We start from the raw sequence: 13,136 nt of genomic DNA on the forward strand, positions 1-13,136 counted from the left end.
CGGCCCTTTCGCGGCACAAGGCCGCTCCTACCGGGACCGTGTCAGTCGGCTGGTCTACAGACTGCTTACTTGAACCGCCGCTCTACGCCTTTCTCAACCAGGATCTTGGCCGAAATCTCTTCCACCGAAAAATGCGTGGAATTGATGTTGGGAATGTTCTCCCGGCGGAACAGGCTCTCTACCTCGCGCACTTCGAACTCGCACTGGGCAAAGCTGGAATAGCGGCTGTTGGGCTTGCGTTCATGGCGTATGGCGGTGAGGCGGTCTGGGTCGATGGTCAGGCCGAACAGCTTGTTGTGGTGTTTTTTCAGCACCGCCGGCAGTTGCAGGCGCTCCATGTCGTCTTCGGTCAGCGGATAGTTGGCGGCGCGGATGCCAAACTGCATGGCCATGTACAGGCAGGTGGGGGTCTTGCCGCAGCGTGACACACCTACCAGAATCAGGTCGGCCTTGTCGTAGTAGTGGGTGCGCGCACCGTCGTCGTTGTCCAGGGCGAAATTCACCGCCTCGATGCGTTCCATATAGTTGGAATTGCCGCCGATCGAGTGCGATTTGCCCACGGAATACGACGAATGGGCGGTCAATTCCTGCTCTAGCGGGGATAAAAACGAAGAAAAGATGTCGATCATGAAGCCGTTCGACGTCGCCAGGATCTCCCGGATGTCCTGGTTGACGATGGTGTCGAAGATGATCGGGCGCACCCCGTCACGCTCGGCCGCAGCGTTGATTTGCTGGACCATGGTCCGCGCTTTGTCTGGCGAATCGATGTACGGACGGGTGAATTTGTTGAACGGAATGCTCTCGAATTGCGCGAGCAAACTCTGGCCCAGGGTTTCGGCAGTGATACCGGTGCCGTCGGAGATGAAGAACGCGGTTCGTTTCATTTGCGATCTGGGCCTTAAGCTGATGACGATTCTTGGATATGATAAGTTCGGTTTGCCGAATGCGGCTGTCGGCATTCTCACTTATTTTCCAGGTACAGGCCACAAACGCCCGGCCAAGTCACCGAAGACAGGCGGGCGCCTTTTTGAGCTTTTCCAACACAGTTAGTGGAGAGATCACCTTGGTAGAGTACGTAGTTTCCCTCGATAAGCTCGGCGTCCATGATGTAGAGCATGTGGGGGGCAAGAACGCATCCCTGGGCGAGATGATCAGCAACCTTGCCGGTGCTGGTGTATCGGTGCCGGGCGGCTTTGCCACTACGGCGCAGGCGTACCGCGATTTTCTCGAACAGAGTGGTCTGAACGACAAGATTCACGCCGCGCTCGACGCGCTCGACGTGGATGACATCAATGCCCTGACCAAAACCGGCGCACAAATCCGCCAGTGGGTCATGGAAGCCGAGTTCCCTGCGCGTCTGGATTCGGAAATCCGAACCGCCTTCGCCGAAATGGCCGCTGGCAACGACAACATGGCCGTTGCCGTGCGTTCCTCGGCCACCGCCGAAGACTTGCCGGACGCCTCGTTCGCCGGCCAGCAGGAAACCTTCCTCAACATCCGTGGCGTCGACAACGTGATCCGCGCGGCCAAGGAAGTGTTCGCCTCGCTGTTCAACGACCGCGCCATCGCCTACCGCGTGCACCAGGGCTTCGACCACAAGCTGGTCGCCTTGTCGGCCGGCGTGCAGCGCATGGTCCGCTCCGAAACCGGCACTGCCGGCGTGATGTTCACCCTCGACACCGAGTCGGGCTTCCGCGACGTGGTGTTCATCACCGGCGCCTACGGCCTGGGCGAAACCGTGGTGCAGGGTGCGGTCAACCCTGACGAATTCTACGTGCACAAGCAAACCTTGCAGGCCGGCCGCCCGGCCATCCTGCGTCGCAACCTGGGCAGCAAGGCCATCAAGATGGTCTATGGCGAAGAAGCCAAGGCCGGCCGTTCGGTCAAGACCGTCGAAGTCGACCGTGCCGAGCGTGCGCGCTTCTGCCTGAGCGACGAAGAAGTAAACGAACTGGCCAAGCAGGCCATGATCATCGAGCAGCACTACCAGCGCCCGATGGACATCGAGTGGGCCAAAGACGGTGACGACGGCAAGCTGTACATCGTGCAGGCACGCCCGGAAACGGTGAAAAGCCGTTCCAGCGCCAACGTCATGGAACGCTACCTGCTGAAAGAAAAAGGCACCGTACTGGTCGAAGGCCGCGCCATCGGCCAGCGCATCGGCGCCGGCAAGGTGCGCGTGATCAACGACGTATCGGAAATGGACAAGGTCCAGCCGGGCGACGTGCTGGTCTCCGACATGACCGACCCGGACTGGGAACCGGTGATGAAGCGCGCCAGTGCCATCGTTACCAACCGCGGTGGCCGTACCTGCCACGCGGCGATCATCGCCCGTGAGCTGGGTATTCCGGCCGTGGTCGGTTGCGGCAACGCCACCCAGCTGCTGAAAGACGGCCAGGGTGTGACCGTGTCCTGCGCCGAAGGCGACACCGGCTTCATCTTCGAAGGCGAGCTGGGCTTCGACATCAAGCAGAACTCGGTTGATGCCATGCCGGAGCTGCCGTTCAAGATCATGATGAACGTCGGCAACCCCGACCGTGCGTTCGACTTTGCCCAGCTGCCCAACGCCGGTGTCGGCCTGGCGCGCCTGGAATTCATCATCAACCGCATGATCGGTGTACACCCCAAGGCGCTGCTCAACTACGCAGGCCTGCCGCCGGAGCTCAAGGAAAGCGTCGACAAGCGCATTGCCGGCTACAACGACCCGGTCGGCTTCTATGTCGAGAAGCTGGTCGAAGGCATCAGCACCCTGGCTGCGGCCTTCTACCCGAAAAAGGTCATCGTGCGCCTGTCGGACTTCAAGTCCAACGAGTACGCCAACCTGATCGGCGGCAAGCTGTACGAGCCGGAAGAAGAAAACCCGATGCTGGGCTTCCGCGGTGCTTCGCGTTACATCAGCGAATCGTTCCGTGACTGCTTCGAGCTCGAGTGCCGTGCACTGAAACGTGTACGCAACGAGATGGGCCTGACCAACGTCGAGATCATGGTACCGTTCGTGCGTACCCTGGGCGAAGCCAGCCAGGTCGTCGACCTGCTCGCCGAAAACGGCTTGTCCCGTGGCGACAACGGCCTGCGCGTGATCATGATGTGCGAACTGCCGTCCAACGCCATTCTGGCTGAGGAGTTCCTTGAGTACTTCGACGGCTTCTCGATCGGCTCCAACGACCTGACCCAGCTGACCCTGGGCCTGGACCGTGACTCGGGCATCATCGCCCACCTGTTCGACGAGCGTAACCCTGCGGTGAAGAAGCTGCTGGCCAACGCCATTGCCGCGTGCAACAAGGCCGGCAAGTACATCGGCATCTGCGGTCAGGGCCCATCGGACCACCCGGACCTGGCCAAGTGGCTGATGGAGCAGGGCATCGAAAGCGTGTCGCTGAACCCGGACTCGGTACTTGAAACCTGGTTCTTCCTGGCCGAGGGCCAGGGCGCAGCCTGACGAGGTAAAACGCGGGGGTACGTCTGGCGTACCCCCGCCTGGTTTTTTCCAGGGCGTGTTCCAGTAATGGTTCCCGCCCTTTTTTGTGCACCAAGCAACCTTATGCAAAGCAGCAGCATTCTATTTCCCGTGGCCCTGCTCAGTGCCGAGCGCCGCGGCGATCTCAGCGAAGACGTGTACCGGATCAAGGCCGGCAATGGCCCTGACCCTAGCGTCGAGCTTGCCCTTACCCGTCTGGGGCTGGCCGATCAGGGCCAGCCTCAGGGTGTGCCGGTCATTCTTCTGCACGGCAGTTTTTCCAATCGGCGTTTCTGGTACTCGCCCAAAGGGATTGGCTTGGGTGCCTATCTCGCCCGTGCCGGTTTCGATGTGTGGATCCCGGAAATGCGCGGCCACGGCCTGTCGCCACGTAACCATGCCTGGCAGCACAACAACGTAGCCGCCTATGCCCGCGATGACCTGCCGCTGATTGCCGCGTTCGTGCGCGAGCAGTCGGGCCAGGCGCCACACTGGATTGGCCATTCCCTGGGCGGCACTACCCTGGCGGCAGCTTTGGGTGGTGGCTTTCTTGCTGCCGGGGAGGTGGCCAGCGTTGCGCTGTTCGGTACCCAGATCAGCCGCGTCTACTGGCCGCTGAAAGTGCCACCGCTGGCCTGGGGCGCGAAGTTGGTGCTCAAGCGCTGGGGGCAGATTTCCGGGCCACGTTTCAAGCGTGGGCCGGAGGACGAGCCGATCGGCCTGGCGCTGGAGAGCATGCGCTGGCACGGTCTGTTCGGGCGCTTTGGCGACAAGCAGAACGATTGGTGGGCGGGGCTGGCAGAGGTGGATGTGCCGCTGCTGGCGGTGGCCGGCGCGGGGGACTTCCAGGACCCGGTGTGGGCCTGCCGCAAGCTGTTTGAGCAGTTGGGGGGGGAGCGCAAGCAGTTCCTGCGGCTGGGGCGTGAAGAAGGCTTCGACGCCTTCGGCCATGTCGACATGCTGGTGAGCAAGGCTGCCCAGGTGCAGGTGTGGCCGCTGGTGGAGCGCTGGTTGCGCAACCCGCTGTTGCCGGTGCATGCGTCCACTGTGGCGGTAGAGCCTTTGCCAGCCAGCTGACCTTGTTTTGGCTGTACCGGCCTCTTCGCGGGCACGCCCGCTCCCACAGGAATTTCGCAGCACTGAAGTCTTGTGATATCCCTGTGGGAGCGGGTTCACCCGCGAAGAGGCCCGCACAGGCTAAAGATGACCGTTTGGTCCTTGGTGACTGCGACAGCCTCCTAGGTGTAGCCTTGGCCGATACCCGCTTTCGTTGTGACTGACAGGAGCCTCCCATGCAGCATTACGTAACGCCCGACCTGTGTGACGCCTACCCGGACCTGGTACAAGTGCTGGAACCGATGTTCAGCAATTTCGGCGGCCGCGACTCGTTCGGTGGCCAGATCGTCACCATCAAGTGCTTCGAGGACAACTCGCTGGTCAAGGAGCAGGTCGAACTCGACGGCAAGGGCAAGGTGCTGGTAGTCGACGGCGGTGGCTCGCTGCGCCGGGCGCTGCTCGGCGACATGCTGGCCGAAAAGGCCGCCAAAAACGGTTGGGAAGGCCTGGTGATCTACGGCTGCGTGCGTGACGTAGACGTATTGATCCAGACCGACGTCGGCGTACAGGCCCTGGCCAGCCACCCGATGAAAACCGACAAGCGCGGCATCGGCGACCTCAACGTAGCGGTGACCTTCGCCGGTGTGACCTTCCGCCCGGGCGAGTACGTGTATGCCGACAACAATGGCGTGCTGGTCTCGCCAAGCCCGCTGAAAATGCCGGAGTGATGCGCCGCACGCGCTGATGGAGCTTTGATGTTCGAGGAAGACAACGCGCAGTGGGGGCTGGTGCATGCCCTGGTGCTCGATGGTAAAGGCGGCGCGCGCTCGATTGCCCGTACCGAACTGGACGACTTGCAGCTGCAACCGGAGCAGAGCCTGTGGCTGCACTGGGACCGCAGCCATCCACAAACCCGCACCTGGCTGCTGCATGACAGCGGCCTGAGCGAGTTCGCCTGCGAGCTGCTGCTGGAAGAAAACACCCGACCGCGCCTGCTGCCCATGGCTGACGAACAGCTGTTGCTGTTTTTGCGTGGGGTCAACCTCAACCCGGGCGCAGAGCCCGAAGACATGGTCTCGGTGCGCATCTTCGCCCAGGCGCAGCGGGTCATATCGTTGCGCTTGCGGCCGCTGCGCGCCAGTGACGAGATGCTTCAGTTGCTGGAGCAGGGCAGGGGGCCGAAGTCGGCTTCCGAGCTGTTGCTGCTGATGGGCGAACTGCTGACCGAAAAGGTCCAGGGCCTGGTCAGCGACCTGTCCGAACTGGTCGACCTGGAAGAAGAAAAGGTCGAAGCCGACGAACGGTACACCCCCGAGAACGGCAGCCTGCAGCAGATCCGCCGGCGTGCAGCGAGCCTGAGGCGTTTCCTGGCCCCGCAGCGGGAGATCTACGCCCAGCTGTCGCGCAGCAAATGGAGCTGGTTTGCCGATGCCGATGCCGATTACTGGAACGAGCTGAACAACAGCCTGATCCGCTACCTCGAAGAGCTGGAACTGACCCGCGAGCGTGCCGCGCTGGTGCTGGAAAGCGAAGACCGCCGGCGCAGCGAGCGGATGAACCGCACCATGTACCGCTTTGGCATCATCACCTGCATCTTCTTGCCCATGAGTTTCGTTACCGGGCTGCTGGGCATCAATGTCGGCGGCATACCGGGGGCAGAAAACCCCTATGGCTTCCTGTTCGCCTGCATCGTCGTGCTGGGGCTGGCGGTGGGGCAGTGGTGGATGTTCCGGCGGTTGCGATGGGTCTAGGTGTTCATTTTGAAACATTCGTCCCAATCGGATGTGTGACCCGTCGCCCGACCATCTCGTCTCTTGCTGACACTGCGCGAGGTGCCCATGCACGATCCGTTTGAAGAATCCCTGCGTGACCTGCTCAAGGCGTCACCCTCCGGCAATGACCGCGATGACCGGGATGACGCCGCCTGCCTGGGTCGCGTGCTGAAAACCGCCAACCGCCAGGTTGGCGCGGGCGATCTGTTCAGCCTGCTTGGCCGCTGGTGCCAGGCGCTGCTGATTGCCGTCAATAATGGCTCGGCGCATGTCGCGCCGGTGCGTCGACACTCTTCCCGCAACGCTGCCACCGGCAGCAAAGCAGATAAGGCCGATTGAATATGGAACTCGATCTCTGGACCCAGAGCCTGGTCACCGCGATGACCGCCCTTTGGACCAAGGTAGCGAACTTCATCCCCAACTTGTTCGGCGCGCTGGTCGTGGTGCTGCTCGGTTTCGTGGTGGCCAAGCTGCTCGACACGCTGTTGTCCAAACTGCTGGCCAAGCTTGGCCTGGACCGCCTGATGGCCGGCACCGGCCTCACCAAGATGCTCGGCCGGGTCGGCATCCAGGTGCCGATCTCGACCTTGATCGGCAAGATCGTCTACTGGTTCGTGCTGCTCATCTTCCTCGTCTCGGCCGCTGAGTCGCTGGGCCTGGAGCGGGTTTCGGCCACCCTCGACATGCTCGCCCTGTACTTGCCAAAAGTATTCGGCGCGGCCTTGGTATTGCTGGTTGGCGTACTGCTGGCACAGGTGGCCAACGGCCTGGTGCGCGGCGCCGCCGAGGGCATCGGCCTGGAGTATTCGGCAGGCCTTGGGCGTATCACCCAGGGCCTGGTGATCATCATCAGCATCTCCGTCGCCATCAGCCAGCTGGAGGTGAAAACCGACCTGCTGAACCACGTGATCGTCATCGGGCTGATTACCGTTGGTCTGGCTGTAGCCTTGGCCATGGGCCTTGGCAGCCGTGAAATCGCCGGGCAGATACTGGCCGGGATTTACGTGCGCGAGCTCTACCAGGTCGGCCAGCAGGTGCGGATTGGAGAGGTCGAAGGGCATATCGAGGAAATCGGCACGGTCAAGACAACGCTGCTGACCGATGATGGCGAACTGGTGTCGCTGTCCAATCGCGAGTTGCTTGAGCAGCGCGTCAATAGCCGCTAACCGCACAAAAGCTGTTAATGTATGCCGCCGCGAAATTCGACCCATGGGGTCGCGCGGCGACATTGACCTGACTGTCGGCCAGATCCGTTTTGAATAAAGTTCATTCGCCGCCCATGCGTTATGACCCCCGCGAGCTCACCGATGAAGAGTTGGTGGCGCGTTCGCATGAGGAGCTGTACCACGTTACCCGCGCCTATGAGGAGCTCATGCGGCGCTACCAGCGGACCCTGTTCAACGTCTGTGCGCGTTATTTGGGGAACGACCGTGACGCGGACGATGTCTGTCAGGAAGTGATGCTCAAGGTGCTGTACGGGCTGAAGAACTTCGAGGGCAAATCCAAGTTCAAGACCTGGCTCTATAGCATCACCTACAACGAGTGCATTACCCAGTACCGCAAGGAGCGCCGTAAACGCCGGTTGATGGATGCCTTGAGCCTGGACCCTGTTGAAGAGGCGTCCGAGGACAAAGCACCGAAGCCGGAGGAAAAAGGCGGGCTGGACAAATGGCTGGTGCATGTGAACCCGATTGACCGGGAAATCCTGGTGCTGCGTTTTGTCGCAGAGCTGGAATTCCAGGAAATTGCAGACATCATGCACATGGGCCTGAGCGCGACGAAAATGCGTTACAAACGCGCGCTAGACAAGCTTCGTGAGAAATTTGCCGGCCTTGATGAAACTTAGTGGCGTGCAAATATCTCTAACGAACCGGCGAGTTCTGCTAGACTTGCCGTCGAGTTGTCCCCCTTGTTTGTGGTGGGACTGCTTAACTATCACCAGATGGGGATTTAACGGATGAAATTGAAAAACACCTTGGGCTTGGCCATTGGTTCGCTCGTAGCCGCTACCTCGATTGGCGCTATGGCACAAGGCACAGGCGCTGTGGAAGTCGAAGGCTTCTACAAGAAAGAGTTCTTCGACAGCCAGCGTGACTTCAAGAACGACGGCAACCTGTTCGGCGGCTCGATCGGTTACTTCCTGACCGACGACGTTGAACTGCGCCTGGGTTACGACGAAGTTCACAACGCTCGTGGCGAAGACGGCAAGAACATCAAGGGCTCGAACACCGCCCTGGACGCCGTTTACCACTTCAACAACCCGTATGACGCCATCCGTCCGTACGTTTCCGCTGGTTTCTCGCACCAGTCGCTGGGCCAGACCGGCCGTGGCGGTCGTGACCACTCCACCTTCGCCAACGTTGGCGCTGGCGCCAAGTGGTACATCACCGACATGTTCTACGCCCGTGCCGGCGTAGAAGCTCAGTACAACATCGACCAGGGCGACACCGAGTGGGCCCCAAGCGTTGGTGTTGGCCTGAACTTCGGCGGTAGCCCAAAGCAAGCCGAAGTCGCTCCGGCTCCAGTTGCTGAAGTCTGCTCCGACTCCGACAACGACGGCGTTTGCGACAACGTCGACAAGTGCCCAGACACCCCGGCCAACGTTACCGTTGACGCCGACGGCTGCCCGGCTGTTGCCGAAGTCGTTCGTGTTGAGCTGGACGTCAAGTTCGACTTCGACAAGTCGGTCGTCAAGCCTAACAGCTACGGCGACATCAAGAACCTGGCTGACTTCATGAAGCAGTACCCACAAACCACCACCGTGGTTGAAGGTCACACTGACTCCGTGGGTCCAGACGCTTACAACCAGAAGCTGTCCGAGCGTCGTGCCAACGCTGTCAAGCAAGTCCTGACCCAGCAGTACGGCGTAGAATCTACCCGTGTTGACTCGGTAGGCTACGGCGAAACCCGTCCGGTTGCTGACAACGCCACCGAAGAAGGCCGTGCTGTCAACCGTCGCGTTGAAGCTCAGGTAGAAGCTCAGTCCAAGTAATTGGCCTGATGCTTCATGAAGAACCCGGCCTCGGCCGGGTTTTTCTTTGCCTGGGTTTTAACCTGCCTCAAAGCCTGCACAGCACCTGTAGGAGCAGCCTTGTGCTGCGAAGAGGCCGGTAAGGGCAAAGGTATCCTATCGCTGTAATGGCCTCTTCGCAGCACAAGGCTGCTCCTACAGTGACGGGTATTCAGCCCGCGACTGAAACCAGCTCCAGAGCCTGCTGTTCCCCGACCACTTCCCCAATCACCAGAATCGCCGGGCTACGCAAGCCAAACCCTCGCGCATCTTCAACCATGCCCCGCACATCGCTCCTGCACTCCCGCTGTTGCGGCATCGAGGCATTCTCGATCATCGCCACCGGCATCCCCGGCGCCATTCCGCCCTGCAGCAACCCCTGGCGCACCTGCTCCAGCCGCGCCACCCCCATATACACCACCAGCGTCGTCCCGCCATGTGCCAGAGCCGTCCAGTTCAGCTCGCTGTCGTCCTGGGTGTGCGCTGTCACCAGCGTCACCCCGCGGCTGACACCGCGTGAAGTCAGCGAAATGCCGCATCGCGTGGCGCCTGCCAGGCCCGCCGTGATGCCGTTGACCAGCTCCACCTCGATTCCATGCCCCTGCAGCCATAGCGCCTCCTCACCTCCGCGACCAAAAATGCACGGGTCGCCACCCTTGAGCCGTACCACGCAACGCCCTTGCCGTGCATGGCGCAACATCAGGCGCTGAATGAACGCCTGTGGTGTGGAGCGGCAGCCGCCGCGCTTGCCCACGGCGATCACCCGGGCCTGGGGGCAATGTTCAAGTACTGCCGGGTTGACCAGGTCGTCGATCATCACCACGGCGGCTTGCTGCAGAGCACGTACCGCCTTGAGGGTGAGCAGTTCAGGGTCACCAGGGCCAGCACCCACCAGCCAGACTTTTGCATTCATCGGGTATTCCTCATCGGCAGGGTGCACTCAGCCTTTTAGCAGGCTGAGCAGCAAAATCAGGTTGATCAGCAAAGACAGCAAGGCCAGGGTGCGCCACACCTTCAGCGGCTCGCGCTCCAGCAGTGGCCGTGGCCGGCTGGGCAGCTCCTGGCGGTCGCCGCGTTCAAGCAGCAGCAACCAGTGTTCGGCCGTTTCGAAGCGTTGCGCCGGGTCGGCGGCCACTGCCTGCTGCAGGTTGTGCTGCAGCCATTCCGGCAGGTCGGGGCGGTAGCGTGCGGCGTTGACTGGCTGGCCGAAGCGCGGGCGCTGGAAGGCTTCCACCTCGCCATACGGGTAGTGCCCGGTCAGCAGGTGGTACAGCGTCACGCCCACGGCATACAGGTCTTGGCGCGGGCTGGGCGGCTGGCCATCGAACGCTTCCGGGGCAATGTACGAGGGTGTGCCGGGCACGTCGTGCAGCGGGTCTTCGGACAAGCCCGGGCAGTAGGCCAGGCCGAAATCCAGCAGGCGCAGCTGGCCATCATTGCCCAGGTGCAGGTTGTCCGGTTTGATATCGCGGTGCAGCAGGTTGCGCCGGTGCAGCACACCGACCGCCTGCAGCAGTTGCCGGGCCATTTCCAGCCACTGCGGCAAGGGCAGTGGGCCGTGTTCGGCAAGCAGCGCCGCAAGGCTTTGGCCGGGGTATTCGCGCATCACGTAGTACAGGTGTTGGCGCTGGCTGGCAGCATGCAGCTCGGGGAAATGCCGGCCAGCGACCCGGCGCAGGAACCACTCCTCCAGCAACAGCCCTTGCGCCGCCTTCGGCTCCTGCTCGCGTGCGCCAGGCAGGGTCTTGAGCAGCCAGGCTTGACCTTGGCCGTCGCGCACCCGGTATAACAGGGACTGCCGGCTGTGGGATAGCAGCTGTTCGGTGTGCCAGCCATCGATCACCTGGCCTTCGCGCAGCGGGCCGGGTACCGACCATTGCTGCAGCTGTGCCAGGGTGTCGCCGAGGTTGGCCGTGCCCAGTTGGTCGACCTGCACCAGCAAGGCACTGGCGTTGTCCTGGCTGCCATTGAGGTGCGCGCTGGCAACCAGCGTGTCGACGGCCAGCTGCAGGTCTGGCTGCTCACGCAGCACAGCCTGGATGTGCTGGTCGCCCAGGCTGGCCCAGACCCCGTCGCTGAGCAGCAGGAAGCACTCACCTGCCTGCAGCTCGCCTTCCAGGTAATCCACCAGCAGGTGTTGGTCCAGGCCCATGGCGCGTTTCAGCACATGCTGCATGCCCGGCTGGTCCCACACATGGTCTTCGCTCAGGCACTGCAGGTGCCCGCCGTGCCAGCGGTACACACGGCAGTCGCCGACATGCGCCAGGGTGAAGCGCCGGCCCCGCAGCACCAGTGCGCTGAGGGTGGTCAACAATGGCTGGCCGCTGCCTTGAGCGCGCAGCCAGCGGTTCTGTGCCAGCAGCAGGCGGTCGAGTGCCTGGGCCACGCTCCACGTGGCAGGGGTGGCGTAGTAGTCCAGGGCCAGCGCCTGCAAGCTGGCGCGTGCTGCCAGGCCACCATCGGCGCATTGGCTGACGCCGTCGGCAAGGGCGAACAGGTAGCCCTTGCTGGCGGCCAGCTCTGGCGCCGGGGTCACCAGGCGCAGGGCGTCCTGGTTTTCCGCGCGCGGCCCGGTGGCGCTGGCCTGGGCAAAGCTCAGTTGCAGGCTCATCGGCGTGCCTCAGACCCGCGCTGCAGTGACTGCAGCCGAGCCCCAGGTGGTGCGCCAGCGCTGTTTCACGCCGTGCAGGCCGAACCACGCCAGTAGGCCCAGGCTGGCGAACAGCCACAGACCCAGCTGGTAATCGCCGGTGTGCTGCTTGATGGTGCCAAGCCCGGCGGCCAACAGGAAACCACCGATGCCACCGGCCATGCCGATCAGACCGGTCATCACGCCGATTTCCTGGCGAAAGCGTTGTGGTACCAGCTGGAATACCGCGCCGTTGCCAGCGCCCAGGCCAAGCATGGCGCTGATGAACAGCGCCAGTGCGGCAGCCGCAGAAGGCAGGTTGAACCCGACTGCGGCAATGCAGATGGCTGCAACGCTGTACATGCCCAGCAGGGTGCGGATGCCGCCGAAGCGGTCGGCCAGGGCGCCGCCGAGCGGGCGCATAAGGCTGCCAGCGAACACGCAGGCAGCGGTGTAGTAGCCGGCAGTGACCGGGCTCAGCCCGTACTGGTCGCTGAAGTAGCCGGGCAGGGCGCTGGCCAGGCCAATGAAGCCGCCGAAGGTGACGCTGTAGAAGAACATGAACCACCAGCTGTCACGGTCGCCGAGTGCCTTGAGGTAGTCAGCCATGGCTTTCGGTTTTGGGCGCTGCGGGGCGTTGCGTGCCAGCAGGGCGAACACCACCAGCGCCAGCGTCAACGGAATCAGCGCAAAGCCGAACACATTGTTCCAGCCAAAGCCGGCGGCCAGCGCCGGGGCCAGCAGGGCGGCGAACACCGTGCCGGAATTGCCGGCGCCAGCAATGCCCATGGCCTTGCCCTGGTGTTGCGGCGGGTACCACTGCGACGCCAGCGGCAGCGACACGGCGAACGAAGCGCCGGCAAAGCCGAGGAACAAGCCCAGCAGCAGCACCTGTTCATAGCTGTGTACGCCGAAGTGCCAGGCCGCCGCCAGCGCGAGGATGACCACCACCTGGCCGATCAGCCCTGCGGTCTTGGGTGACAGGCGGTCGACCAGCACGCCCATGACAAAGCGCAGGATCGCCCCGGACAGGATCGGCATGGCTACCATCAGGCCCCGTTGTTGTGCACTGAGTTGCAGGTCACCGGCAATCTGCACCGCCATCGGGCCCAGCAGGTACCAGACCATGAAGCTCAGGTCGAAGTACAGGAACGCAGCGAACAGCGTGGGCACATGCCCGGATTTCCAGAAGCTGGTACTCATCGAACACCT

At 62.4% G+C, this 13,136-nt stretch carries 12 protein-coding genes; 8 read left to right on the plus strand and 4 right to left on the minus strand.

Annotated features, from left to right (window positions below; all coding sequences use genetic code 11):
* Window positions 1-65 precede the first annotated feature (65 nt).
* A complete protein-coding gene (gene ppsR / locus ABI582_RS14665; protein ID WP_012271263.1) occupies window positions 66-884 on the minus strand; it encodes a posphoenolpyruvate synthetase regulatory kinase/phosphorylase PpsR in 819 nt (272 codons plus the stop codon).
* A 179-nt stretch (window positions 885-1,063) separates the two neighbouring features.
* On the opposite strand from ppsR, the gene ppsA reads away from it, so the two are divergent.
* From ppsA to ABI582_RS14705, 8 genes are all read left to right on the plus strand, one after another.
* Complete coding sequence (gene ppsA, locus ABI582_RS14670; protein WP_338746586.1) at window positions 1,064-3,439, plus strand: phosphoenolpyruvate synthase; 2,376 nt, start codon at window positions 1,064-1,066, stop codon at window positions 3,437-3,439.
* Between the two features lie 102 nt (window positions 3,440-3,541).
* Window positions 3,542-4,534, plus strand: coding sequence for an alpha/beta fold hydrolase (locus tag ABI582_RS14675; protein ID WP_442119534.1), 993 nt, complete (start codon window positions 3,542-3,544; stop codon window positions 4,532-4,534).
* A 215-nt stretch (window positions 4,535-4,749) separates the two neighbouring features.
* Complete coding sequence (rraA, locus tag ABI582_RS14680; RefSeq protein ID WP_021785500.1) at window positions 4,750-5,241, plus strand: ribonuclease E activity regulator RraA; 492 nt, start codon at window positions 4,750-4,752, stop codon at window positions 5,239-5,241.
* A 27-nt stretch (window positions 5,242-5,268) separates the two neighbouring features.
* On the plus strand, window positions 5,269-6,264 hold the full coding sequence (locus ABI582_RS14685; protein WP_442119535.1) for a zinc transporter ZntB: 996 nt from the start codon (window positions 5,269-5,271) through the stop codon (window positions 6,262-6,264).
* An 87-nt stretch (window positions 6,265-6,351) separates the two neighbouring features.
* A complete protein-coding gene (locus ABI582_RS14690) occupies window positions 6,352-6,624 on the plus strand; it encodes a hypothetical protein (RefSeq protein ID WP_012271268.1) in 273 nt (90 codons plus the stop codon).
* A 2-nt stretch (window positions 6,625-6,626) separates the two neighbouring features.
* Entirely contained in the window at window positions 6,627-7,451 is an 825-nt protein-coding gene (locus ABI582_RS14695) for a mechanosensitive ion channel family protein (RefSeq protein ID WP_016485593.1), read from the plus strand.
* A 113-nt stretch (window positions 7,452-7,564) separates the two neighbouring features.
* The gene (gene sigX, locus ABI582_RS14700) at window positions 7,565-8,131 is read left to right on the plus strand and encodes an RNA polymerase sigma factor SigX (protein WP_003248665.1); all 567 of its coding nucleotides are present in this window, start codon (window positions 7,565-7,567) and stop codon (window positions 8,129-8,131) included.
* Between the two features lie 111 nt (window positions 8,132-8,242).
* Window positions 8,243-9,277 carry an OmpA family protein gene (locus tag ABI582_RS14705; protein WP_019472922.1) on the plus strand — a complete coding sequence of 345 codons (1,035 nt, stop codon included), beginning with the start codon at window positions 8,243-8,245 and terminating at the stop codon, window positions 9,275-9,277.
* A 190-nt stretch (window positions 9,278-9,467) separates the two neighbouring features.
* On the opposite strand, the gene cobA is transcribed toward ABI582_RS14705, so the two are convergent.
* The 3 genes from cobA to ABI582_RS14720 are packed head-to-tail and all read right to left on the minus strand — an operon-like array spanning window position 9,468 to window position 13,127.
* Window positions 9,468-10,208 carry a uroporphyrinogen-III C-methyltransferase gene (gene cobA, locus ABI582_RS14710; protein WP_442119536.1) on the minus strand — a complete coding sequence of 247 codons (741 nt, stop codon included), beginning with the start codon at window positions 10,206-10,208 and terminating at the stop codon, window positions 9,468-9,470.
* Between the two features lie 27 nt (window positions 10,209-10,235).
* The gene (locus tag ABI582_RS14715; protein WP_442119537.1) at window positions 10,236-11,906 is read right to left on the minus strand and encodes a protein kinase domain-containing protein; all 1,671 of its coding nucleotides are present in this window, start codon (window positions 11,904-11,906) and stop codon (window positions 10,236-10,238) included.
* A gap of 9 nt (window positions 11,907-11,915) precedes the next feature.
* Entirely contained in the window at window positions 11,916-13,127 is a 1,212-nt protein-coding gene (locus tag ABI582_RS14720) for a nitrate/nitrite transporter (RefSeq protein WP_442119538.1), read from the minus strand.
* Between the last annotated feature and the right edge of the window lie 9 nt (window positions 13,128-13,136).

Origin of the sequence: Pseudomonas sp. SAS7 (assembly GCF_052112345.1) — a bacterium.
Taxonomy (GTDB): domain Bacteria; phylum Pseudomonadota; class Gammaproteobacteria; order Pseudomonadales; family Pseudomonadaceae; genus Aquipseudomonas; species Aquipseudomonas putida_Q.